Source organism: Ensifer sp. Root127, assembly GCF_001425225.1.
GTDB classification, from domain to species: Bacteria; Pseudomonadota; Alphaproteobacteria; order Rhizobiales; family Rhizobiaceae; genus Ensifer; species Ensifer canadensis.
In genome coordinates, this window is the sequence record NZ_LMDX01000011.1 from 236367 (window position 1) to 258392 (window position 22026).

General features: G+C 60.6%; 23 protein-coding genes. 8 read left to right on the top strand and 15 right to left on the bottom strand.

The annotated features are described in order from the left end of the window. Nucleotides 1–28: 28 nt before the first annotated feature. The 4 genes from ASD03_RS14180 to ASD03_RS14195 form a co-directional block, all read right to left on the bottom strand. On the bottom strand, nt 29–349 hold the full coding sequence (locus tag ASD03_RS14180) for a septum formation initiator family protein (RefSeq protein ID WP_025426764.1): 321 nt from the start codon (nt 347–349) through the stop codon (nt 29–31). Nucleotides 350–492: 143 nt separating this feature from the next. After that, nucleotides 493–1767, bottom strand: coding sequence for a phosphopyruvate hydratase (gene eno / locus ASD03_RS14185; protein WP_025426763.1), 1275 nt, complete (start codon nt 1765–1767; stop codon nt 493–495). A 129-nt stretch (nt 1768–1896) separates the two neighbouring features. Beyond that, on the bottom strand, nt 1897–2739 hold the full coding sequence (gene kdsA / locus ASD03_RS14190; RefSeq protein ID WP_025426762.1) for a 3-deoxy-8-phosphooctulonate synthase: 843 nt from the start codon (nt 2737–2739) through the stop codon (nt 1897–1899). Then, complete coding sequence (locus ASD03_RS14195) at nt 2739–3629, bottom strand: VOC family protein (RefSeq protein ID WP_025426761.1); 891 nt, start codon at nt 3627–3629, stop codon at nt 2739–2741. Before ASD03_RS14195 ends, kdsA begins: the two co-directional genes overlap by 1 nt. Before the next feature lie 993 nt (nt 3630–4622). Here ASD03_RS14195 and ASD03_RS14200 point away from each other — a divergent pair. The 5 genes from ASD03_RS14200 to ASD03_RS14220 all read left to right on the top strand — a co-directional run bounded on the left by ASD03_RS14200 (nt 4623) and on the right by ASD03_RS14220 (nt 8729). Next, entirely contained in the window at nt 4623–5267 is a 645-nt protein-coding gene (locus ASD03_RS14200) for a lysophospholipid acyltransferase family protein (protein ID WP_025426760.1), read from the top strand. Next, entirely contained in the window at nt 5264–6214 is a 951-nt protein-coding gene (locus tag ASD03_RS14205; protein WP_025426759.1) for a phosphatidate cytidylyltransferase, read from the top strand. The genes ASD03_RS14200 and ASD03_RS14205 overlap by 4 nt, the downstream gene beginning before the upstream one ends. Continuing rightward, a complete protein-coding gene (locus ASD03_RS14210) occupies nt 6211–6597 on the top strand; it encodes a hypothetical protein (RefSeq protein WP_025426758.1) in 387 nt (128 codons plus the stop codon). Before ASD03_RS14205 ends, ASD03_RS14210 begins: the two co-directional genes overlap by 4 nt. 3 nt (nt 6598–6600) lie before the next feature. Then, complete coding sequence (locus tag ASD03_RS14215) at nt 6601–7254, top strand: CDP-alcohol phosphatidyltransferase family protein (RefSeq protein ID WP_025426757.1); 654 nt, start codon at nt 6601–6603, stop codon at nt 7252–7254. Between the two features lie 281 nt (nt 7255–7535). Then, nucleotides 7536–8729, top strand: coding sequence for a DUF418 domain-containing protein (locus ASD03_RS14220; protein WP_063991860.1), 1194 nt, complete (start codon nt 7536–7538; stop codon nt 8727–8729). A gap of 141 nt (nt 8730–8870) precedes the next feature. Here ASD03_RS14220 and ASD03_RS14225 read toward each other — a convergent pair whose 3' ends face one another. From ASD03_RS14225 to ASD03_RS14245, 5 genes are all read right to left on the bottom strand, one after another. Further along, nucleotides 8871–10499, bottom strand: a complete 1629-nt coding sequence (locus ASD03_RS14225) for a CTP synthase (protein ID WP_025426755.1) — start codon at nt 10497–10499, stop codon at nt 8871–8873. A 149-nt stretch (nt 10500–10648) separates the two neighbouring features. Continuing rightward, complete coding sequence (gene secG / locus ASD03_RS14230; RefSeq protein ID WP_025426754.1) at nt 10649–11119, bottom strand: preprotein translocase subunit SecG; 471 nt, start codon at nt 11117–11119, stop codon at nt 10649–10651. Between the two features lie 134 nt (nt 11120–11253). Further along, nucleotides 11254–12024 carry a triose-phosphate isomerase gene (tpiA, locus tag ASD03_RS14235; protein ID WP_025426753.1) on the bottom strand — a complete coding sequence of 257 codons (771 nt, stop codon included), beginning with the start codon at nt 12022–12024 and terminating at the stop codon, nt 11254–11256. A 225-nt stretch (nt 12025–12249) separates the two neighbouring features. After that, entirely contained in the window at nt 12250–12732 is a 483-nt protein-coding gene (locus ASD03_RS14240) for a GNAT family N-acetyltransferase (protein ID WP_025426752.1), read from the bottom strand. Between the two features lie 59 nt (nt 12733–12791). Next, nucleotides 12792–13283 carry a GNAT family N-acetyltransferase gene (locus tag ASD03_RS14245; RefSeq protein ID WP_057214222.1) on the bottom strand — a complete coding sequence of 164 codons (492 nt, stop codon included), beginning with the start codon at nt 13281–13283 and terminating at the stop codon, nt 12792–12794. A 155-nt stretch (nt 13284–13438) separates the two neighbouring features. Between ASD03_RS14245 and ASD03_RS14250 the strand changes: the two genes are divergently transcribed. After that, nucleotides 13439–14050 (top strand): TetR family transcriptional regulator C-terminal domain-containing protein, encoded by a 612-nt coding sequence (locus tag ASD03_RS14250; RefSeq protein ID WP_025426750.1) that lies wholly within the window; start codon nt 13439–13441, stop codon nt 14048–14050. A gap of 271 nt (nt 14051–14321) precedes the next feature. Here the strand turns inward: ASD03_RS14250 and ASD03_RS14255 are convergent, their stop codons facing one another. Further along, complete coding sequence (locus tag ASD03_RS14255; RefSeq protein WP_025426749.1) at nt 14322–14702, bottom strand: hypothetical protein; 381 nt, start codon at nt 14700–14702, stop codon at nt 14322–14324. A 264-nt stretch (nt 14703–14966) separates the two neighbouring features. Here ASD03_RS14255 and ASD03_RS14260 point away from each other — a divergent pair, with 264 nt between their 5' ends. Both ASD03_RS14260 and ASD03_RS14265 read left to right on the top strand, forming a co-directional pair. Then, entirely contained in the window at nt 14967–15581 is a 615-nt protein-coding gene (locus ASD03_RS14260; protein WP_025426748.1) for a cytochrome b, read from the top strand. Between the two features lie 3 nt (nt 15582–15584). Continuing rightward, a complete protein-coding gene (locus tag ASD03_RS14265; protein ID WP_025426747.1) occupies nt 15585–16187 on the top strand; it encodes a YceI family protein in 603 nt (200 codons plus the stop codon). A gap of 34 nt (nt 16188–16221) precedes the next feature. On the opposite strand, the gene ASD03_RS14270 is transcribed toward ASD03_RS14265, so the two are convergent. From ASD03_RS14270 to ASD03_RS14290, 5 genes are all read right to left on the bottom strand, one after another. Beyond that, the gene (locus ASD03_RS14270; protein WP_025426746.1) at nt 16222–17682 is read right to left on the bottom strand and encodes an aspartate aminotransferase family protein; all 1461 of its coding nucleotides are present in this window, start codon (nt 17680–17682) and stop codon (nt 16222–16224) included. Nucleotides 17683–17687: 5 nt separating this feature from the next. After that, entirely contained in the window at nt 17688–18698 is a 1011-nt protein-coding gene (locus ASD03_RS14275) for an NAD(P)-dependent oxidoreductase (protein WP_025426745.1), read from the bottom strand. Next, complete coding sequence (locus ASD03_RS14280; RefSeq protein WP_025426744.1) at nt 18695–19135, bottom strand: transporter; 441 nt, start codon at nt 19133–19135, stop codon at nt 18695–18697. The genes ASD03_RS14275 and ASD03_RS14280 overlap by 4 nt, the downstream gene beginning before the upstream one ends. A gap of 93 nt (nt 19136–19228) precedes the next feature. After that, nucleotides 19229–20551: an FAD-binding oxidoreductase gene (locus ASD03_RS14285; protein WP_025426743.1), complete on the bottom strand. Its 1323-nt coding sequence runs from the start codon at nt 20549–20551 to the stop codon at nt 19229–19231. After that, nucleotides 20548–21990 (bottom strand): UbiA family prenyltransferase, encoded by a 1443-nt coding sequence (locus ASD03_RS14290; RefSeq protein ID WP_025426742.1) that lies wholly within the window; start codon nt 21988–21990, stop codon nt 20548–20550. The genes ASD03_RS14285 and ASD03_RS14290 overlap by 4 nt, the downstream gene beginning before the upstream one ends. Between the last annotated feature and the right edge of the window lie 36 nt (nt 21991–22026).

A 22026-nucleotide genomic window follows, 5' to 3' on the forward strand; every position in this document is an offset into this window, starting at 1 on the left:
TATGAAATGCCAATTAACCGAATTTCGGTTAATTCGTCATGCGGTGGAAAATAACAATTTCATCGCTGCGCGACATATTGAGCGCGAGGCGAGCCTTCTCATCCAGCATGTCACGCTCCAGCGAACCGTCGCTCATCAGCTGAACCTCCTTTTCGAGGGTCGTTCGCCGCTTTGTGAGCTCGTCCAGCCGTGCCTGCCGCTCAACGATCTGGCGATCGAATTGCTCCGTCGCCTTCAAGCCGTAGCCGCCGTGAATGGAATGATAGCCGAAATAAGACAGAAAGGCGACCGCGATCAGCGGCAGCACCAGTCGGCCCAGTTTCCGTTTCTTATGATGCCTTGTCCACATCCCGTTCACACCCTGATACGCAATACAGGGTGAGACTAACCGGCATTGATTAACCGACCGTTGACCATGAATGGCCGGATAAAGCAAAACCCGCCCACGGCAACCGTGAGCGGGTCAATTTTTTCAGCGATCGATCGAGGCTATCAGCCACGCAGGATCGAGCGGCCGGCGTAGTTGGCCTGCAGGCCGAGCTGCTCTTCGATGCGGATCAGCTGGTTGTACTTTGCGAGCCGGTCGGACCGGGCCAGCGAGCCGGTCTTGATCTGGCCGCAGTTGGTGGCAACGGCGAGGTCGGCGATCGTCGCGTCCTCGGTCTCGCCCGAACGGTGGGACATGACGGCGGTGTAGCGTGCCTTGTGTGCCGTTTCGACAGCGTCAAGTGTTTCCGACAGCGAGCCGATCTGGTTGACCTTAACGAGGATCGAGTTGGCAACACCCATCTTGATGCCATCGCGCAGGCGGGCGGAGTTGGTGACGAACAGGTCGTCGCCGACGAGCTGGCACTTGTTGCCGATGAGGTCAGTCACAGCCTTCCAGCCGTCCCAATCGTCTTCCGCCATACCATCTTCGATCGAGAAGATCGGGTACTTGGCAGCAAGTTCCGCCAGGTATTCGGCCATTGCACCCGGCTCAAGCGTGCGGCCTTCGCCTTCGAGGACGTACTTGCCGTCCTTGAAGAATTCGGTCGCGGCGCAATCGAGTGCGATGAACATGTCTTCGCCCGGCTTGTAGCCAGCCTTCTCGATCGACTTCATGATGAAGTCGAGTGCTGCCGGAGCGGACGCCAGACCCGGCGCGAAGCCGCCTTCGTCGCCGACATTGGTGTTGTGGCCGTCGGCGGAAAGCTGCTTCTTCAGCGTGTGGAACACTTCCGAACCCATGCGGACCGCGTCACGCATCGTATCGGCACCGACCGGAACGATCATGAACTCCTGGAAGTCGATCGGGTTGTCGGCATGAGCACCACCGTTGATGATGTTCATCATCGGAACCGGAAGCACGTGGGCGTTCGGGCCGCCGACGTAACGGTAGAGCGGCAGGCCGGAAGCTTCGGCGGCAGCCTTGGCGACGGCCAGCGACACGCCGAGGATGGCATTGGCACCGAGGCGCGACTTGTTGGCCGTGCCGTCAAGCTCGATCATCGTCTTGTCGATCTGGATTTGGTTTTCCGCATCGAGGCCACCGATCGCCTCGAAGATCTCGCCGTTGACGGCGTCGACGGCGCGCTCGACGCCCTTGCCGAGGTAACGCGTTCCACCATCGCGCAGTTCGACCGCTTCATGCGCACCGGTCGAGGCACCCGACGGCACGGCCGCGCGGCCGAAGCTTCCGTCTTCCAGATAGACGTCGACCTCGACGGTCGGGTTGCCGCGGCTGTCCAGAATTTCTCGGCCGATGATGTCGATGATTGCTGTCATGATCTCTTCCCTGCTTGAGGACGGTGGTGGGTCGGGCCTGTCATAAGCGAAGGCCCGGGATTTTCAATGGCGCGCAAGATGTAAAAACAACCGCGCCACCGGGGTTCATGAAAATTTCACGAGCCTGTCTCAGCCCTTTGCGACGGCGTCGAAGGCCAGCAGCTTTTCGAGCAGCCGCGGCATGTCCTTCAGATGCACCATGTTGGGGCCATCGGAAGGAGCGTTGTCCGGTTCCTCGTGGGTTTCGACGAACAGGCCGGCGATGCCGACAGCGACGGCTGCACGCGACAGCGTTTCAACGAACTCGCGTTGACCGCCGGTCGAACCGCCCTGCCCGCCCGGCTGCTGCACCGAGTGGGTGGCGTCAAAGACGACGGGCGCGCCGAGCGAGGCCATGATCGGCAGCGAGCGCATATCGGAAACCAGCGTGTTGTAGCCGAAGGACGCGCCACGCTCGCACAGAAGAATGTTGGGATTGCCGCTTTCGGTGAATTTGGCGAGCACGTTCTTCATGTCCCAAGGCGCCAGGAACTGGCCCTTCTTGACGTTGATGGTGCGGCCAGTCTTGGCAGCTGCCACCAGAAGGTCGGTCTGGCGCGACAGGAAGGCCGGGATCTGCAGGATGTCGACGGTCTCGGCGACGACGGCGCACTGCTCCTCGGTGTGCACATCGGTCAGGACCGGGAAACCGAACTCCTTCTTGAGATCGGCAAAGATTTCCATCGCCGTGTCGAGGCCGATGCCGCGCTTGCCAGAAAGCGATGTACGGTTGGCCTTGTCGAAGGACGATTTGTAGACCAGGCCGATATCCAGCGACTTGCATAGTTCGGCAAGCTTTCCCGCCATCATGAAGGCGTGCTCGCGGCTTTCCATCTGGCAGGGGCCGGCGATCAGCGACAGGCGCTCCCTCTGCGAGAAGGCGACCTGCTTGGCACCTTCACCGACGACTACTCTGGCATTCGTTTCCATCATCAAGCTCCAAACGCGAAGATCACCCCTTGCCCCGGCATTTCGGGGACAATGAGGCGTCCGCCCATTTCTGAAAATTCGATATCGTTGCGCGCGAAGAGCGCACGCGTCACTTCGAGGTCCGCGACGCGGAAGATCACGGCCCGGCCGCGCAAGCCGCGCTCGGCGCTGCGGACCGAACGGCCGAAGAAAGCCTCCATGCCGGCGGCGCTCAGCACAGAGATCTTGGCGTTCGTCGTCTCGATATCCATGCCGAAGGAGTGAGCCGCGACTTCGCGCTCATCGACCGCCTCTTGCAGCAGGTACTGGAAATCGGTCGGGTTCGTCTCCGAAAGCACGACCTCGGAAATGCCGAGCACGCTGTTGTCGTGCCGCTCGAGCGCGCCACGATCGATTGGAAGCGCGCGCACCCGCTGACAGCTGAACAGGAAGAAATCCGGCGAGCGCAGGTCGGCGGCAAAGGCCAGCCGGAAGGAGCCAAGCCCTTCCCGGCCATCCGGCAGCCGCATGGGCCGCGAGAACTCCAACATCTCGCCGCCCGAGATGCCACGGGCGCGAAACCGCATATGATCCGTCGCAGCGTCTTCAGTGCCGAGCACGATCGCTGACAGACCTTCCGGCCCCTGACGGAATCGGAAAGCCTGGTCGCGGGCGACGAAGGCGTTGCCGTCCAGGGCTGCCATTTCGCATTCTTCGCGCGAAGCGACGGCAAGCGGCTCAAGATAAGTGTTGTCGGAGAAGAAGACGCAGGCGTTTTCGGTGCCGAAGGGATGGCGAGCATCCTCGGCCACCGTGAAACCGAGATCATTGAGGCGACGCCGTGCCTGTTCAAGTGCGTCCACCGGTAGCACGAGATGATCGAGCGGGCGGGTGGTGCGCTTGGAGAGGCTCATGGCGGTTTCCCTGATGGTTTGCCGCTGTTTGCAACTTTTGTCCGGCGATTGCAAGCCGACTGGCGGCCATGGCACCGATTGCCCGTCTGGACCCAAACATCTGCAGAGAACAGAATCCATCCGCGCCGGGCACCGCCCGCCGCAGATTTATGGTTGCCACCAGGTGCCGAACTGCCCGAGCGTCAATAGTATCCCGGCGCCGCGGTGGCGTTGCCCGTATTCGAAGCCCCGAGACCGGGGGCGAATGTTTGCGGCTGCGCGTAGGTCGTATTGCTCGAGGACGTCGTGGCACAGCCCGAAAGCCCTAGCAGGGCGATCGTCAAAGGCACGAACAACAAAGTTATGAAGCGCATAGGTACTGACCCTTTCTTTAGCTGAAGAACAGAAAAGGCTGAAACCGGTGTTTTGGGGAGTACGTAACAGTAACACGACGTAACACGGCGACACGAGGGACTGGGAACCGCAGCGTCGCGTCGGCCGCTGCGGTTGTTCTCGTTACACCTGCGTTCAGCGCCCGAACAACGAGGTCGGGCCATTCGCGTCAAACACTAAGATCGCGTTTGATGGCGCAGGTCGCGATAAAGGTCGGCACAAACCTGTCGATCAGGAAACTGGCGCATTGAACGACGCTCCTCTTACAACACTCGAAAATTGGCGGCTGCGCTGCAAGCGGTCAACGTTCAGTAGAAGCCGCCTTTCGGTAAAAGACTGCGGTGTGACGTCGCATCGTTTTCAGCGTGTCAGCTAAAAACGTGCAGAGATCGAAGAATTTGCGGCGCCCACACGTCATCATCCCAGGAGCGACTTCGGCCGCTTGTGAAGCGGACGCAATCGCGTAAAGTCGGCCGATGCAGCCTGAGGTTACGATGGGCCTGCGCGTTTTTAGGGGCAACATTTGATCATTTCATTGCACGGCGGGGGACACATCCGGATACGCGGAGCAAGGCAACCTTCGATACCTGGATGCCTTCAACATGGAGTTGAGGCGGCATGATTCGCGATTTGATTGCCAAGCTCGCTTCGGTCGCCATCATGATGTTTGCCCGCGCACTGACAGCTGCCCGGGCACTCTGGCACGAAACCGGCCTGCCGCCGAGACAGAGCATCTATTTCGCCAACCACTCCAGCCATGGCGATTTCATCCTGATCTGGGCCGTGCTGCCGCCTTGGCTGCGCGACCGCGCCCGCCCGGTTGCCAGCGCCGAATACTGGCTGAAGTCGAAGCTGACATCGTTCATCGGCCGCGACGTCTTCAATGCGGTGCTGATCGAACGCGACCCCGCCGCGCGCACAAGCGACCCGGTCGAACAGATGGCGACGGCTCTGGACGAAGGTGCCTCGCTGATCGTGTTTCCCGAAGGCACGCGCAACCAGACCGAGGCCAAGCTGCTGCCATTCAAGAGCGGGCTCTATCACCTCGCACGCAAGCGGCCGGACGTGGCGCTTGTCCCTGTCTGGATCAACAATCTCAACCGCGTGATGCCGAAGGGCGAGTTCGTTCCGATCCCGCTGATCTGCACGATCAACTTCGGCGAGCCGTTGAAGGTTGGACCAGACGAGAGCAAGGAAGACTTCATCGCCAGGGCGCAAGCAGCACTGCTTTCCCTCGCCCCGGCACAGACGGATAACGACGCATGAGTACCACGACTTCCGATATGGTCACCCTGCTGCTCGGCGTCGGCGGCATCCTGCTGTTCGCCTCTTCGGTCGGTTACGTACTGCAGCGCAGGCTTTCGCCCGACGGCTCCAATGGAGCGATCGAGAACCTCAACGCCCGCATCAAGGCCTGGTGGGCAATGGTGTTCCTCATTGCCATCGCCTTCATCGCCGGACGTGTCGGGGTGCTGCTGCTTTTCGCCTTCTGCTCATTTGCGGCGCTACGTGAATTCATCACGCTGATCAATACGCGCCGCGCCGACCATTGGGCGATCGCTGCTGCCTTTTTCCTGGCCTTACCGATCAACTATTATCTGCTCTGGGCCGAAGAATACGGCATCTACGCGATCTTCATTCCTGTCTATGCCTTCCTGCTGATGCCGATCATTGCGGTCCTGCGGGGCGATACGCAAAACTTCCTGCTGCGGATTTCCGAAGTCCAATGGGCGTTGATGATCTGCGTGTTTTGCGCCTCGCACGTACCGGCCTTGCTGACGCTGCAGATACCCGGCTACGGGGGGCGCAACGTGTTGTTGATCGCCTTCCTGGTGATCGTCGTGCAATCGAGCGATGTGCTGCAATATGTCTGGGGCAAGCTCTTCGGGCGCACCAAGATCGCGCCGAAGCTCTCGCCGTCGAAGACAGTGGAGGGGTTCGTCGGCGGCGTTGCCAGCGCGACGCTGCTCGGCGCCTCGCTCTGGTGGATCACGCCGTTTACCCCGATCCAGGCCGGGGTGATGTCGTTCATCATCACGATGATGGGCTTCTTCGGCGGGCTGGTGATGTCGGCGATCAAGCGGGATCGCGGCGTCAAGGACTGGGGCCACCTGATCGAAGGCCATGGCGGCTTGATCGACCGGCTGGATTCGGTCGTATTCTCGGCACCGATCTTCTTTCATCTGACGCGATACTGGTGGTCGTTGACATGAGCGGCCACCTGCGCGCTTTTGCCCGCAGCAGCATCGTCCACGTGCTTTTTGCTTTCATAGCAATGGGCGGATGGGCGCTGTTTGCCAACAGGCACCACCCAATGCCGCGACCACTCGTAGCCGGCCTGGTGCAGGGCGCCCTTTCAGCCGCGCTGACACTGTGCCTGAAATCGGCCATCGACGCGCTGTCTCTTCGTTTCCGCGGCACTTCGCAGCTTTGGATGCCGCCGCTCCTCGCCTGCCTTGCTTCGACAAGCATCCTCGTCGCCGTGCACGCGGCAACCGGAACACCGGAAATTCTCAAAACCATTGCCGTGCCGCTGCTGGTATCGGGCAGTTATGCAGTGCTCTACAACTATTCGATCAGCCGCGGGGGAGCTTGACCAATGACAGAAACCGGCGACCGCAGGCCGTTGGCCAGCCGAAACACCCGCTGGGCGCAGGCAATCGCCCGACGCCTCGCCGCGATGTCGATCACGCCCAACCAGATATCGCAGGCAAGCATGGCGGCCGCGGCTCTGGCAGGCGTTGCTTTCTGGCTGACCAGCGAGACCCAGGACGGACTTCGCGCCCTGCTTTTCATCGCGGCGGCCCTGTTCTGCCAGATGCGTCTGCTCTGCAATCTATTTGACGGTATGGTTGCCGTCGAGGGCGGCAAGGGTGAACCGGACGGTCCGTTCTGGAATGAATTTCCCGATCGGGTCGCCGACCTCTTCATTTTCGCCGGCGCCGGCTATGGCGTCGGCCTGCCTGCGCTCGGCTTTGCCGCAGGCGCCTTCGCCGTGCTCACCGCCTATGTCCGCGAACTCGGCCGTGCCAATGGCGCACCGAGCGACTTTTCCGGCCCGTTGGCAAAACAGCACCGCATGGCGGTGATCACGTTGGCGGCCGTCGTTTCGGCTTTTGAAGGGTTGTGGCTCGGCGATGGCGAAGTACTGCTCGTCGCCCTTGTTGTCGTCTCGGTCGGGGCAGCCGTTACGGCATTGCGCCGCGCGCGACGCCAGACCGCCTGGCTGAAGGCCAAAGCCGCAGCAAACTAGCCTCCGCGGACCGCACCCCCCAACCTCAATCCGTTGAACGCCGTCGCCTGCATCGGCTCGGCGAACCCCTTGACGTCCTCGAAACTTATTATTAGATAGATTACTCTATTTATTATAACGCCACTGAGCCGCCCTTGAACGTTTTGCGCCACCCACTGCCGACCCCCCCGGTTGGCGGAGCTACGTCGACCGTTCGCCCAACCATGCCCGTTCGGCGATAGGCGTTTTGAATCAGATGGATCCGGCCGGCCGCCACATCGCCTGCCGTTACGGAGATGACCATGACCACCCAAGACCGCATAGACGGGGTCGATGCGCTGCGCGGCTTCGCGCTGCTCGGCATTCTGCTCGTCAACATCATGGCCTTCGCTTCGGCATTTTACGGCCTCGAATTGCCTGACCCATCGTTCGATACCGGCCTAGACCGCGCGGTGCACTTCGCTGTCGCACTGTTCTTCGAAATGAAGTTCTACCTGCTCTTTTCCTTTCTCTTCGGCTACAGCTTCACCTTGCAGATGCGCTCCGCCGAAAAGGCAGGCGACGCCTTCGTGCCGCGACTCTTGCGGCGGCAGGCGGGGCTCTGGCTGATTGGCCTGACGCATGCGGTGCTTTTGTTTCATGGCGACATCCTGACGACCTACGCCGTCCTTGGCATCGCCCTGATGATGTTGCGCACGCGAAGCGATGCCAGCCTCTGGCGTCTCGCTCGCCTGCTGGTGATCAGTACGGCGCTTGCCTGGTTCGCCCTTGGCGTCGCCGCCGTCCTGGAGCCTCCAGTCCTTGAGCGGTACGCCATCATCGCCGCGGCTGCAGCGACGGAAGCGGCCTTTCGGGGCGATTGGCAATCCATCATCGGCCAGCACCTGACGGAACTGTCATCGGTCTGGGTCATCCTCGGCCTGTTGCAGGCGCCATCGGCGCTGGCCATGTTTCTTGTCGGCCTGATTGCCGGACGTCGGCAGATCCTGTCTCGGCCGCAGGAGAACCGCGCCCTGTTCCGTTGGCTTGTTCGCCTCGGCCTTTTCGTCGGCCTGCCTGGCGCCGTCATCTATGCCTATACCATCGTCCAAATGGCCGATTCGCCTCAGGCGATCACCGGACTTGCCGTCGGGCTGTTGACCGCGCCGTTTCTGACGGGAGCCTATGTCGGCGCGATGATGCTGTTCCTCGATAGTGCCGCTGGACGGTGGCTGCGCAACCTGTTGGCGCCGGCCGGCCGGACCGCGCTTTCCAACTACCTGCTACAGTCGCTCATCTGCGCGCTTATCTTTCATGGCTACGGTTTCGGCTTGATCGGCCATATCTCGCCGCTCGAAACCGTATCGATGGCCCTTGTCGTCTACGCCGCCCAGCTTGTTCTTAGCCGCTGGTGGCTGCAACGCTTCGCCTATGGACCGCTGGAATGGCTGCTGCGCCTCATCACCATTTGGCGCGTGCCGCAATGGCGCAACCTTGCAAGCGCCGATCGGCGGTAGACCATTCTTTTCGGCGAGATCGAGATCGCACCCGGCGACCCTGCTCGCCGGGCGCTTCGGTGTCGATGCGGCATATGAAGCCAAAACGAAAACGGCCGGTCACGTAGGACCGGCCGCAATTTTCAGAACCGTGCTGACGGATCAAACGAAGCGCGACTGTTCCAGCGCCGCTTCGACGAAGCTCGCAAACAGCGGGTGCGGATCAAGGGGGCGCGATTTCAGCTCCGGGTGATACTGCACGCCGATGAACCACGGATGGTCAGGGTACTCGACGGTCTCAGGCAGAATGCCATCAGGCGACATGCCCGAGAAGACCAGGCCGCAGGATTCAAGCTGCGGCTTGTAATCGACGTTGACCTCGTAGCGGTGGCGATGACGCTCCGAAATATCGGCCGTGCCGTAGATGTCGGCAATCTTCGTGCCGGTCTTCAGCGACGCACGATAGGCGCCAAGGCGCATGGTTCCGCCGAGATCGCCGGAAGCCGAGCGCTTCTGAAGTTCGTTGCCCTTAACCCATTCGGTCATGAGGCCGACGACCGGCTCCTTGGTCGGGCCGAACTCGGTCGAGGATGCCTTGTCGATGCCGGCAAGGTTGCGCGCCGCTTCGACGACTGCCATCTGCATGCCGAAGCAGATGCCGAAATACGGCACCTTGCGTTCGCGGGCGAAACGCGCCGCGTTGATCTTGCCCTCGGAGCCACGCTCGCCGAAGCCGCCGGGAACCAGGATGCCGTGTACCTTTTCGAGATACGGCGCCGGATCTTCCTTTTCGAAGACCTCCGACTCGATCCACTCGAGCTTGACCTTGACCCGGTTGGCGATGCCGCCGTGATAGAGCGCTTCGGTCAGCGACTTGTAGGCGTCCTTGAGGCCGGTGTACTTGCCGACGATCGCAATGGTGACTTCGCCTTCCGGCGTACGGATGCGATCGGCAACTTCTTCCCACGCTTCCATGCGCGGCTTCGGTGCCGGCTCGATGCCGAAGGCGGCAAGCACTTCGTTGTCGAGGCCTTCCTTGTGGTAGGCGATCGGCACGTCGTAGATCGAAGCGACATCGAGCGCCTGGATAACCGCCGACTGGCGGACGTTGCAGAACAGCGAAAGCTTGCGACGTTCGGCCTCGGGAATTTCGCGATCGGCACGGACGAGCAGGATGTCGGGATGAATGCCGAGCGCCTGCAGTTCCTTGACCGAATGCTGGGTCGGCTTGGTCTTCAGTTCACCAGCCGCCGGAATGTAGGGCATCAGCGTCAGGTGGACATAAACGGCGGTGCCGCGCGGCAGATCGTTGCCGAGCTGGCGGATCGCCTCCATGAACGGCATCGCTTCGATGTCGCCGACGGTGCCGCCGATCTCGCACAGCACGAAATCATAGTCATCGTTGCCTTCGGTAACGAAGTTCTTGATCTCGTTAGTAACGTGCGGGATCACCTGAACGGTTGCGCCGAGATAGTCGCCGCGACGTTCCTTGTCGATGATGTTCTTGTAGATCCGGCCGGTGGTGATGTTGTCGGTCTTCGTCGCCGAACGCCCCGTGAAGCGTTCATAGTGGCCGAGATCCAGATCGGTCTCGGCGCCGTCGTCGGTGACGAACACCTCGCCGTGCTGGGTCGGGCTCATGGTGCCCGGATCAACGTTGAGGTAGGGGTCGAGCTTGCGCAGTCTCACCCGGTAGCCACGCGCCTGCAGCAACGCTCCAAGAGCAGCCGCAGCTATGCCTTTTCCGAGGGAGGAAACCACGCCGCCAGTGATGAATACATATCGCGCCATGGGAGTCACCGGTTACCTTTTAACAAACGATTCCGCCACCGAAAAATTCGCCTATCCGAATTTTTCCGTCTTCGAAGGGAATCAGATTTCACACAAAATAAAACCGGCGGATGGTGCCATCCGCCGGTGGGTTCATTTAAATTGCGACCTTATTGGCCGCTGGGAACTTGCGATCCCGTGTTGCCGTTGGCGCCGCCTGCAGGCGTTTGCGTTGTCGTGGCACCGCTAGCCGGAGCCTCGCCTGTGGTCGCCGGAGCCGGCGCTGTTGCACCGTTGCCGGTCGCAGGCTGCTGGGTCGCGCCGCCGGCCGGAGCCTGAGTGTTGCCACCGCCAAGCGAATCGAGGACGCCGCCGCCCGAGCTGGTGCCCGGAATACGGTCGAGGATGTCGGTCGCCTGCGGCTGGTAACGGGCGAGGATACCCATCGCCAGGGCCAGAACGAAGAACAGTGCCGCGAGGATCGCCGTCGTGCGGGTCAGCGCATTGGCAGTGCCGCGTGCGGACATGAAGCCCGAGCCACCGCCGATGCCGAGGCCACCACCTTCGGAGCGCTGAATGAGAACGACGCCGATCAGGGCAACGACGACCATGAGATAGATGACGAGTAGTACGGTCTGCATCAGCTTCCAGTCCTGCCCTTTGGGCAAACGAATCAAATCTTGCGCGGACTCGGGGCTTCCCGGGCGCAATTTTCGCGCTTCTTTATACCAAGCCGTCCGCTATTCCAACCCCCTGCCCGGCCTGTGCCGGACAATCAGGCCGTCAAATCTTCATAAGCCCGGTAGATGGCGAGGAAGTCTTCGGCTTTCAAGCTCGCACCACCGATCAGCGCGCCATCGACGTTGGCAACGCCCATCAATTCGCGGGCATTGGACGGCTTGACCGAACCGCCGTAGAGAATGCGCATCTTGCCGCCGGCACCACCGAACCGCGACACCAGTTCCTGGCGCATGAAGGCATGCGCCTCTTCGACGTCGGCAGTCGTCGGCGTCAGACCCGTACCGATCGCCCAGACCGGCTCATAGGCAATGACAGTGTTTTCCGCCGTGGCGCTGTCGGGCAGGCTTTCGGCAAGCTGACGCTTGAGCACGTCGAGCGTCTTGCCCACCTGTCGCTCGTCACCGGTTTCGCCAATGCAGACGATGGCGACCAGTTCGGCGGCGTGGGCGGCGTCCGTCTTGGCGCGCACCAACCCGTCATGCTCGGCATGGTCGGTGCGTCGCTCGGAATGGCCGACGATCACATGGGTGCCGAAGCAATCGGCGATCATTTCGGCAGAAACTTCGCCGGTATGTGCGCCGGACTGCTTCTGATGGCAATCCTGGGCGCCGATCATCAGCGGGCTATCGTCGCAAAGCGCGGTCGCAACATAGAGTAACGTCGCGGGCGGGCAGATCAGCGTCTCGACCTTGCTCGACAGATCGCCCTTGACCCCTTCGGCCATCGCCTTGATCTGATCGAACGATGCGCGCGTTCCGTTCATCTTCCAGTTTCCGGCGACGAGCGGGCGGATGTCAGGCGTCATGAAATTTCCTCCGGGTCAGGTCATTTTCTCGGCAAGCGGCCTAGCAAATGCAGCCGGCAAAGGAAAGCATCCGTCGCTGAATATTCCGGAAGGACCAAAACGATCGGCCCGGCCGGTGGTCTCTCGCATTGCAGCGCCGCGCGTTAAGTATGACGCGCAAAGGATGCTGTAACGCTTTCAACCTGCTGAATAATATCGTCCTTGGATCGATTCCGAATTAAGGATCTATATGCGGGCGACGGTGCGAGCCATGTGGATCACCGCAAAAGGCAATCCTTCATCATCCCTCTCCTGTCGGCCCGTGACGACAAAGCCGCGACGGTGATAGAATTCGACCGCGCTCGCGTTGTCGGCGTAGACGCTGACGTCGAGATGACCGAGCCGCGTCGCGGCGTGTTCGATCAGTCCGCGGCCGATGCCGGCGCCATGGACTTCGGGATCGACGAACAACCCGCCGACAAAATTGTCGATCAGCCCGATGAAGCCCGCCGGATGCCCACCGACCTCTGCGACCCAATTGTCGGCCATCGGCAGGTACGTGTCGCGGACGATCTGCAGCTGGGTGACCAGCCGCTCTTCGCCGAGAAAGGGATGCCCGATGCGCGAGGCGGACAGCCAGATGGCCACCAGCCGGTCACGATCTTCCGCGCGGTAAGGCCGGATCACCGTTTCTGAGAGCCGATTGGCCTCGTGTTGGTCGTTTTGCATGTCTCTCTCATAAGATATTCTGAGCGGCAACCCGCCGAGCGCCGCCAGTGATGCCTCTTTCAGGCCGCAAACTTGAGCACGGCCTCCGGCTCTTCGCCGTAGCTATCGCCTGTCAGAACAAAGCCCAACCCCTTGTAGAAACCTTCTGGGCTCGCCTCACCCAGTCCGCAGCTGGTGTAGAGCTCGCGGATGCCACGCGCCTTGAGGTCGCGCACGACGAGTTCGATCGCCTTCTTGCCGATGCCCTTGCCCTGAAATGGACGGGCTATCATGAAGCGCCAGAGGTAGACGCCCGGGCAATCGATGCCGTCGTCCCAATCCGATCCCTGGTGCAGCATGATGAAACCGACGAGCGTCTCCTCGGCGTAGATCGCGCGGAACCAGGCATTCTCGGAGAAATGCGCTTCCGCAATCGAGGTGCCGTTGTCGGCGACCATATTGCGCTGTCCTTCGCTCAGCGTTTCGCTGAGCTCGCAGACCTCGCAAACGGTAAGCGCGGAGATACGGCGGAAGGTAATTTCTGCATCAGACGGCAATGCATGTTCGCTCATAAGCGACTCCTGAAAATCAAATGGATGAAAACGAGGACCAAGCCAAAAAGGCCGGCCGCGGTTTTAGATCGTCCGCCAACGATTTGAGCCAACGCTCAAATTGGACATATGATCAAATCTGCGCTATGTCAATCGCATACAACCGGAGACTGAATATGGTGTACATGACCCGCCTCGCCCGGCGCGAGGCGATCATTGCGGCGGCCATCGCCGTCATGCTGAAGGACGGCTTCGACGGGATGACGACACGTCGGGTTGCAGCCGAAATGGGAGCGGCCAACGGCATCATCCACCATCACTTCAAAACGGCAAGCGACCTCAAGTGTGCGGCCTTCCTGCATTACGAGGCTGCGGCCCGTGCCGAGTTCGTGGAGATGCGCCCTGCACTCAGTGCGACGGCAGCGCTCAAGCTCTTCGTCAGTGACCACACGGACGATACACGGGAAAGCGGTATGCGGTTCTGGGCGGAGGCATGGCGGGCAGCCCAGGCCGACCCAGAATTGGCCGGCGCTTACGCCCGGGCCGTTTCCGGCTGGCATCGTCTGCTTTGCGGCATCATTGCGGACGGTGTCGCGGCGGATGAATTCCGTGCAGGCGTGCTCGCAGAAACGATCTCCTGGCGGATCCTCGGTCTCGGAATTGGCCTTTCCAGCATGGCAGTGCTGCCTATGCCGCTGCTATCGCCGACAACCGTGCGCCGCCTGATGATGCAGGCCGTCGCGGACGATCTCGGCATCTCGTTTCAGGAGATAACCGGGGCATCCTGACCTATACCAAACCTGCGCTGATATTGACCTATTGCGTGGGACCGTGTGCGGTCATCCGGCGAGGAGCGGACCTGAGAGCGATGCCTTGGCATCGGTCGAGGATTGCGACGCTGCCAGTGGGCGACAGACGGCCCGCCCGAAGGGCCGGGCACTTTTGCCCCTTGATGGCGTTGACAATCCTCACCGGACCACGCGGTCCGGCTGCGGTTATCTCCTTGCCGGAAACCAAAATCGCTCCGGCGCAATCGGTCAATATCAGCGCAGGTTGGTATTACGCCTTTGCCGCAAGTGCCTTGCGGATATCAGCCACGTGCTGTCGGTCGAACAGGTCGAACACCTCGTCCCCCGTCAGCCGTTGGACGTCCTGGATATGGGGATAGGCATGCTCAGCCTCACCGAGCGCCAGATAGGAGCGGGCGATGGTCATCGACCCGAGCGGCTGGCGCAGTGAAAGCGTCCATTCGCGAACGAGTTTCGAAACAGCGATGCTCTCGCGGTGAAGCCTGACATCGTGGAGCGCGGCACCGTAACCGCCTTTGACCCAATAATAGAGGTCTTCCCCCTCGAAGTTCGCGTCCGCCAGTTGCGCCGCATTGCTCGAGCGATTCTGCGAACCGATGCTCCGCCCCCAGCGCGATGCCGGCGTTGGCATGTTTCAACACCACGTTTTCAAGTGGGATCATCTCGGTCGTCGCGCTATTCTGCGTCATGTCTCATGTTCCGCAATACGTTGGATCTGCAACCATCAGACCAGCCCGTCGACTGCCCTGCGCGGAGCAGATGAGATATCTTTCGACTGTATCAACAGGATCGGCCTGCGAATTTACGGTATCGTCGGAGAATAAAAGATGGGGCCAACGGGTCTTATCCGGGTGACGAAGGCGAATATTTCGTCCGAATGCCGCAGGAGCGTGCCATGCTGCAAAACAGCAAGTCTACATTCGGCTGGGTGACGATCATCCTCCATTGGCTGATCGCCATGTCGATCCTTGGCCTACTGGCACTCGGCTTTGTCATGCGCAGGCTATCCCTGGATCCAGCCCTGCAGTTCTCGCTCTACCAATGGCACAAATCCTTCGGCTTCACCGTGCTTGCCCTCGCCGCGCTACGCGCCGTCTGGCATGTGCTCGATAGGCAACCACAGGCGCCTTCAGGCCTTTCCGTGCTCGAACGACGCGCGGCCCGGACCACGCATGCAATCCTGATCGGCCTGACCATAGCCGTGCCCCTTGCCGGTTGGGCGGTTGCGTCGACCTCGACGCTGAACATTCCAAGCTTCTATTTCGACTGGTTCGTCATCTCGCATCTGCCGATGGCGAAATCGGAAGCAGCCGAGAGCTTCTGGACGTCGACCCACGCAATCCTCGCCTACGCGACGCTGGCTCTTGTCGCGCTCCACGCGATGGCCGCGCTCTACCATCACATGGTGCGCCGCGACGAAGTTCTGGTTCGCATGCTGCCGACGCGACTGCTGCGGCGCGGCGAGGTCGAAAAGACCAAGGGCAGTCAGGTCATTGCCAAGAGGAAGTGAACCATGATCAAGCAGCAATCGAAGGCAACGCCAACAGCATTGGCACTTGGCGTCGTGCTTGCCACGACGTTCGGACCAAGCGCCACAAGTGCCAGTGCGCCGCAACTCTCGGACGCTGCCGGCAGCTACGGCATCACCGGTGCGTCACGTGTGCATTTCTCCGTTGCGCAAGTCGGTGGCGGCGGCATCATCGGCGACTTCGGCAAGTTCTCCGGCAATTTCCGTATCGATGGCAATAACATCGCCCGTTCGTCGGTCGAGTTCACCCTCTACCCGGAAAGTGTCGAGACGGGAGAAAGCCGCGTCGAAGATTTCCTGAAGTCGAGTGCGGTCTTCGACAGCGCGACCTATCGCACCGTCACCTTCCGCTCGACCAGCGTCAAGCAGACCGGCCCGGACACGGCCGCCGTCGAAGGCACGTTGACGGCGCGCGGCAAAGCGCGGAAGGAACGGTTCTCCGTCAAGCTGATGGACTGGAACAGCCGGTCGATCTCCTTCATAATCCGCGGCAGCATCTTTCGCTCACCCTACGGCATGGACGTCGGCACGCCGATCTATTCCAATGTCGTCGAATTCGACATGAACATAAAAGGGCAGAAGCACTAAGCTCCTGCCCTTCGAGGTATTTTTGGGTTTCCGCTCAGCCGCCGATCTGGCTACCGAGGAAATCCTTGACGATATGCACGATGCCGCGGCCAAGAAGCTCATCCAGTGCCGCGATGAACTGGTCGACGTGCGCGCGCTCGCAGATCAGCGGCGGCTCGAGCCGGATGACATTGCGATTGTATTCGGTAAAGGCAACCAGCACGTCGTAGTCGCGCAGAAGCAACGCACCGATGAAGCCAGAGAGCGAGCCCTTCAGCTTGTCATCCAACACGGAAACGACCGGACGCAGAACCATCGGCAACGTCTGGCTGAAATCCTGGAACTCCAGGCCAACCATCAGTCCCTTGCCGCGTACGTCCTTGATGATCTTCGGATATTTTTCCTTCAGCGCCTGCAGGCGTTCAAGCAGATAGTCGCCGCTGTCAGCGGCGCGATCGATCAGATGATCGTCGTAGAGCACATTGATGCCCTCGATCGCGGTGACGCAGGCTTCGCCCATGCCACCGAAGGTCGCCATGGCGTGGATCATCGCCGTCTTCGATGTGCCATAAGCCTTCATGTAGACGTCGCGGCGGGCGATCATTGCGCCAACCGCCGCCTTGCCGGCACCGAGCGACTTGGCGAGCGCGGTGACGTCAGGAATGACGCCATAATGCTCGAAAGCATAGAAGCGACCCGAACGGCCATAACCGCACTGCACTTCATCAGCGACCCACAGGACGCCATAGCGATCGCAGAGCGCACGCAGCTGCTGCCAGTACTCGGCCGGCGCCTGGATGATGCCACCGCCGCCCTGGATCGTCTCGAGCACGATCACGCCGATTTCGGGATCGGACTTGAAGGCGTTCTCGACGGCTTGGATATCGGCGAAGGGAACGCGGACCGTGTTGTCGGCAACCCTAAACTCGGCGCGGTAAAGCTGGCCGTCGGTAATGGCAAGCACGCCCTTGGTTTTCCCATGGAAGGAATTTTCCGCGTAGACGACCTTCGGACGCTTCGGGCCGGCGGCGCGCTCGGCGAGCTTGACGGCTGCCTCCATCGCCTCGGAACCGGAGGAACCGAGGAAGACCATGTCGAGATCAGCAGGCGAGCAGGCGGCAATGTTCTTGGCGAGCGCCGATGCATATTGCGACATGAAGGCGATCGCAATTTCGTGGCGCTTCTCGTCCTGGAACTTCTGGCGTGCTTCGAGAATACGCGGATGGTTGTGGCCGAAGGCCAGCGAACCGAAGCCGCCGAAGAAGTCGAGAATCTTCCGACCGTTCTGATCGGTGTAGTACATGCCCTCGGCGCTTTCGATCTTCACCTTGTGAAAGCCGAGCAGCTTCATGAAGTGAAGCTGACCAGGGTTGAGATGGTCCTTGAAGGCGGTCGTGATGTCCCCGATCGACATGGCTTTCGCCTGCTCGACCGTGATCAGATTTGGCCTTGCGACCCCGCCTTCGATCGACGGCGCCGAGACGCCTGTGCGGTTCGGTCTATCCAGCATTGTCATTCCCCTCACTCGGCCGGTACGGCTGCGGCGTTTTGCATGGCAGCGCCGGATTTCTTGGCCCGATACTCGTCATAGGCGGCAATCAGCATGTCGCCATCGTTGAACTCCGGCCGCCAGCCGAGCTGATGCTTCAGCTTGCCCGTTTCACGGACGCAAAGTTCGTCGGCAATCAGGTACTGCTCCGGATCCATGATCGGCTTGTTGATCAGATCGAACAGCGCCAGTGTCTGCTTCACTGCGAAGCCAGGCGTCGGCAGCAGGAAGGACTTTGAATCGGCGTGCTTGATCAGGTTGCCGAGAAGCTCACGCACCGAAGGAGGACTATCCGAGCCGAGGTTGTAGGCCTCGTTGGGCACGCCACCCTTCCAGGCGAGCCGCGCCGCTTCGGCGCAGTCGAACACCGAGATGAACTGGTACGGTACCCTGCCCGAACCGATCATCGGCACCGGCAGGTTCATGTCGATCAGCTTGAACAGTTTTTCGAGGATACCGAGGCGGCCGGGTCCGATGATCAGGCGTGGGCGGAAGATCGAGATGTTCATGCCCTGCTTGCGCCATTGAGCGGCAAGTTGCTCCGTTGCCCACTTCGATTTTCCGTATTCGCCGAGCGGCTTTGCCGGATGGTCCTCGGTCTGCGGCGACTGCACCGTGTGGCCGTAGATCATGTCCGTGGTGAACTGAACGAGACGCGACGCATTGGCTGCGCCCATGGCCTTCATGATGTTCTCGGCACCGTAGTAGTTGACCGGCCAGAAGAAATCCCAGCGCTTCGAACGGATCTGCAACGGTGACAGCATCTTGGCCGCCATGTTGTAGACCATGTCGTCAGGGCCGATACCGACCTTCAGCACATCGCTCATCTGCGTCACATCGCAATGGACGAAGCGGGCACGGTTGTAGTGCGGCAGATCGGACTTGACGATATCGGCGACCACGACCTCCTCGCCATCCTGAACGAGGCGCTGCGCCAGATGCCGGCCGACGAAACCGTCGCCACCAAAGATAATATGCTTCATGACTTGCTCCCGAAATCTGCTGTTCTTGCACCAGCCGTATCGATCGACTTTTCGTCGCCATGGGATGACATGCCCGACTGGGCGATCAGAACCGTTCCAACGCAGATGAGCGCGATGCCGGCGATGCGCCAGGCATTGAGGTCCTCGCGGAAGACGAAGTAGGCGAAGATCGCAACCGCCACATAGGCCAGGCTCAGGAACGGATAGGCGAAGGAAAGCTCTACCTTCGACAGCACATAGAGATGCGATGCCATCGAGATGACAAAGGTCGCGAGACCCGCGAAGACCCATGGATTGAAAACGATCTGGAACAGGCGAACAATCGCCGTCTCTGCCGTCATCGAGATCGGCCCGAGTGACATCATGCCCTGTTTCAGCATCAACTGTGCCGCCGCATTGGTCAGCACAGTGAAGAGAATGAATGGAATATATTTCATAGTTTTACCCCCAGTCCCGGGGAAGTACCTACACGCGAGAGACGCATATTCAGTGAAGTTCGCGTGTTTAATTTAATAAAATTGTCGGCATTCTCACTTTGGCAAAGCCAGCGCCGTGCGGCGCCAGAAGTTCGACGTCAGCGCTGGATCGCGCAAAGCCTCAAGCTCCCTCCAGGAAGTGAAAGATTTTTCAAAGACTTGCGGGCTCATACGCGCATCCTTGTAAGGATTGATCGCGCCCCCGGCTTCGACAACGATTGCATCCAGCCTGTCCAGCAGCTTAACCGTCCGTTCACCTTGATTGGCGAAGTCGAGCGTCAAAGTAAAACCAGGCCGCGGAAACGATAGGAGCCCGCGGGAGGCGACGTCCCCGAAGCGCTTCAAGACGGTCAGGAACGATGCGTGTCCGGCACGGCGCGCGGTCTCCATCAGCGTCGCGGTGATCTCCCGCGCATTCTCGGCGGGATAGACGCTCTGGTGCTGATACAGACCTTTGGGGCCGTACAGCCTGTTCCACGCGCCGATGGCGTCGAGCGGATAGAAATAGGAAGTCCACGGCACCGTCGACACGGCCTCGCCCGGTTTCTGCTTGCGGAAATAGTATTCGTTGAAGGCCTTGAGCGTCGCTGAATTGAGCAGGTTGAACGGTGGCGAAAACGGCACCGAGAGCTTCATGCCTTTCGGCATATCGGGAAGCTCGCAAGAGCCATCGGCATGGTCGCCGGCCAGCAGAACCCCACGGCCCATACGCCGTCCCGTTGCAAGCTGGTCGATCCAGGCGACTGAGTATTCGTGTTCTTCGTCGACGCGATCGACGAGACCAAAGTATTCGTCGAGATTATCGAAGCGGATCGCGTGCTGCTGCACATGCGGCGACGGCACCTTGGTGAGGCGAAGACTGACGGTCAGGATCAAGCCGGTGAGCCCCATTCCGCCGATCGTGGCGGAAAACAGCTCCTGGTTCTCCGCCGGAGTGCAGGCCAGGTGCTCGCCATTGGAACGCAGGAGCGTAAAGCCAGTCACATGATTGCCGAAGGTACCGCGGGCATGGTGGTTCTTGCCGTGGACATCGTTGGCAAGCGCGCCGCCAACGGTGACAAAAGCCGTACCTGGTGTCACGGGAAGAAAGAAGCGGTGCGGAATGGCGCGGGCCAAAACGTCGCCAAGGGTAACGCCGGCTTCGCAGGTCATCATCCCTGTGCCCGGATCGAAGGCGATTATGCGCGCGTGTCGACGGTTGTCGATCAGCATGCCGCGATCGTTATGGCAGCTGTCGCCGTAGCTGCGGCCGTTGCCGAACGGCAGGAAGGCATCGGGCTCGATATTGCCGATGCGATCTTCGTAGTCGTCGGGTGAAATGCCCTGTCGTGGCCGACGGTCGAGCCGGCCCCAACTTTCGTAGTCTTGTGTGTTCATTGCGGCCCGACGGCTCCGAAAAGAATAAGTAACGCCCCGATCAGCATGGTCAGCTGGCTGCGCCAATCGCGCATGATGAAGACCACCGGATCCTCGTGCAGCATGCCACGGCGCGCCAGCATCCAGATCCGAAGGAGCATATAAAGCACCAGCGGGCAAAGCGGCCACAATGCCCACGGCGTCGTGTACATTTCCTGCAGTTCCTTGCTGTGCACGTAAAGCGCAAGCACCAGAGCGGAAGTGAAGGCTGAGGCCACGCCTGCCTGCCCGACCATCTCGAAATCGACCGCGAGATAGCCGCGCCCGGGAACGGCACCGCCGTCCTTGTTGTCGAATTCATGCAGTTCGACGTAGCGCTTCACCAGAGCCAGGCTGAGGAAAAAGAAGATCGCGAACGACACCAGCCAGAAGGAAAGTTCCGTTCCGGTCGCCGCCGCACCGGCAACGATACGGGTCGTGTAGAGGCCGGCAAGCGTGAACACGTCGACGAGAAGCTTGCGCTTGAGCACAAAGGTGTAGGCCGTCGTAGCACAGGCATAAAACGCCAGCACGCCAGCAAACTTCCACGGAAGGAGAAAGGTCAGCGAAACCGAGGCCAGGGTCAGGCAGACGACCAGCACCAATGCCGTCGGCACCGACATCTGGCCGCTGGCAAGCGGCCGGTTGCGCTTCTTCGCGTGGCGCCGGTCGTTCGCCAGATCGGAGAGGTCGTTGATGACGTAGACGGCGGAGGCCAGGAAGCTGAACGCAAAGAATGCGATGGCAACACTCACCAGCGCATCCAGATGCAGCACCTCATGATTGAGGATCATCGGCACGCCGATCAGCACGTTCTTCGCCCACTGATGGACGCGGATCGACTTCAGCGGCGCAAGCATGCTCACTTTGCCGGTGTCGAGTTTCTCGGCATCGTGACTACGACGCCATTTCTCAGCCGCCGCATCGGGTGCCACGACGATTGCCCGGCGCGACGCCTCGAAGACCGCGATGTCGTCGCGGCTGTTGCCCATATAGTCGAAGCCACCTTCGCCGAACCGTTCCACCAACGCATCACGCTTTCGGCTGCTGGTCAGATTGAGTGCCTCCGACGAATGCATGATCGAAGAAAAGAGCCCGATATGCGCTTCGACCTCTCGCGCGACGGAAGGTGCAGCACCGGTAACCAGCACGATGTCGCGTCCTTGGGCCTTTTCGGCGGCCAATCGAGCAAGGACGGCCTGGCGATACGGCCAGTCCGCCGCCATTCGTCCGGAGCGCAAGGCAACCTCATGTTTCAGACGCGCCTTGCCCTGCGATAGCCACATGAGCATCGGGAAGAGCATCAGCGGATTGCGCAAAACGATGATCGCAGCACCTTCCCACAGTGTGTCGGCAGCCAGTAAGGTGCCATCCAAGTCGACACACAACGGAATTTGCCGTGTTTCGATATGCGCATTCATGAAATCTACCCCAGCAATATCTGCCGGGGATAATCG

Coding starts and splice junctions, on each gene's coding strand:
- ASD03_RS14180 (WP_025426764.1), bottom strand. CDS start 349: ATGTGGACAAGGCATCATAAGAAACGGAAACTGGGCCGACTGGTGCTG.
- eno (WP_025426763.1), bottom strand. CDS start 1,767: ATGACAGCAATCATCGACATCATCGGCCGAGAAATTCTGGACAGCCGC.
- kdsA (WP_025426762.1), bottom strand. CDS start 2,739: ATGATGGAAACGAATGCCAGAGTAGTCGTCGGTGAAGGTGCCAAGCAG.
- ASD03_RS14195 (WP_025426761.1), bottom strand. CDS start 3,629: ATGAGCCTCTCCAAGCGCACCACCCGCCCGCTCGATCATCTCGTGCTA.
- ASD03_RS14205 (WP_025426759.1), top strand. CDS start 5,264: ATGAGTACCACGACTTCCGATATGGTCACCCTGCTGCTCGGCGTCGGC.
- ASD03_RS14210 (WP_025426758.1), top strand. CDS start 6,211: ATGAGCGGCCACCTGCGCGCTTTTGCCCGCAGCAGCATCGTCCACGTG.
- ASD03_RS14215 (WP_025426757.1), top strand. CDS start 6,601: ATGACAGAAACCGGCGACCGCAGGCCGTTGGCCAGCCGAAACACCCGC.
- ASD03_RS14220 (WP_063991860.1), top strand. CDS start 7,536: ATGACCACCCAAGACCGCATAGACGGGGTCGATGCGCTGCGCGGCTTC.
- ASD03_RS14225 (WP_025426755.1), bottom strand. CDS start 10,499: ATGGCGCGATATGTATTCATCACTGGCGGCGTGGTTTCCTCCCTCGGA.
- secG (WP_025426754.1), bottom strand. CDS start 11,119: ATGCAGACCGTACTACTCGTCATCTATCTCATGGTCGTCGTTGCCCTG.
- tpiA (WP_025426753.1), bottom strand. CDS start 12,024: ATGACGCCTGACATCCGCCCGCTCGTCGCCGGAAACTGGAAGATGAAC.
- ASD03_RS14240 (WP_025426752.1), bottom strand. CDS start 12,732: ATGCAAAACGACCAACACGAGGCCAATCGGCTCTCAGAAACGGTGATC.
- ASD03_RS14245 (WP_057214222.1), bottom strand. CDS start 13,283: ATGAGCGAACATGCATTGCCGTCTGATGCAGAAATTACCTTCCGCCGT.
- ASD03_RS14250 (WP_025426750.1), top strand. CDS start 13,439: ATGGTGTACATGACCCGCCTCGCCCGGCGCGAGGCGATCATTGCGGCG.
- ASD03_RS14255 (WP_025426749.1), bottom strand. CDS start 14,702: ATGCCAACGCCGGCATCGCGCTGGGGGCGGAGCATCGGTTCGCAGAAT.
- ASD03_RS14260 (WP_025426748.1), top strand. CDS start 14,967: ATGCTGCAAAACAGCAAGTCTACATTCGGCTGGGTGACGATCATCCTC.
- ASD03_RS14265 (WP_025426747.1), top strand. CDS start 15,585: ATGATCAAGCAGCAATCGAAGGCAACGCCAACAGCATTGGCACTTGGC.
- ASD03_RS14270 (WP_025426746.1), bottom strand. CDS start 17,682: ATGACAATGCTGGATAGACCGAACCGCACAGGCGTCTCGGCGCCGTCG.
- ASD03_RS14275 (WP_025426745.1), bottom strand. CDS start 18,698: ATGAAGCATATTATCTTTGGTGGCGACGGTTTCGTCGGCCGGCATCTG.
- ASD03_RS14280 (WP_025426744.1), bottom strand. CDS start 19,135: ATGAAATATATTCCATTCATTCTCTTCACTGTGCTGACCAATGCGGCG.
- ASD03_RS14285 (WP_025426743.1), bottom strand. CDS start 20,551: ATGAACACACAAGACTACGAAAGTTGGGGCCGGCTCGACCGTCGGCCA.
- ASD03_RS14290 (WP_025426742.1), bottom strand. CDS start 21,990: ATGAATGCGCATATCGAAACACGGCAAATTCCGTTGTGTGTCGACTTG.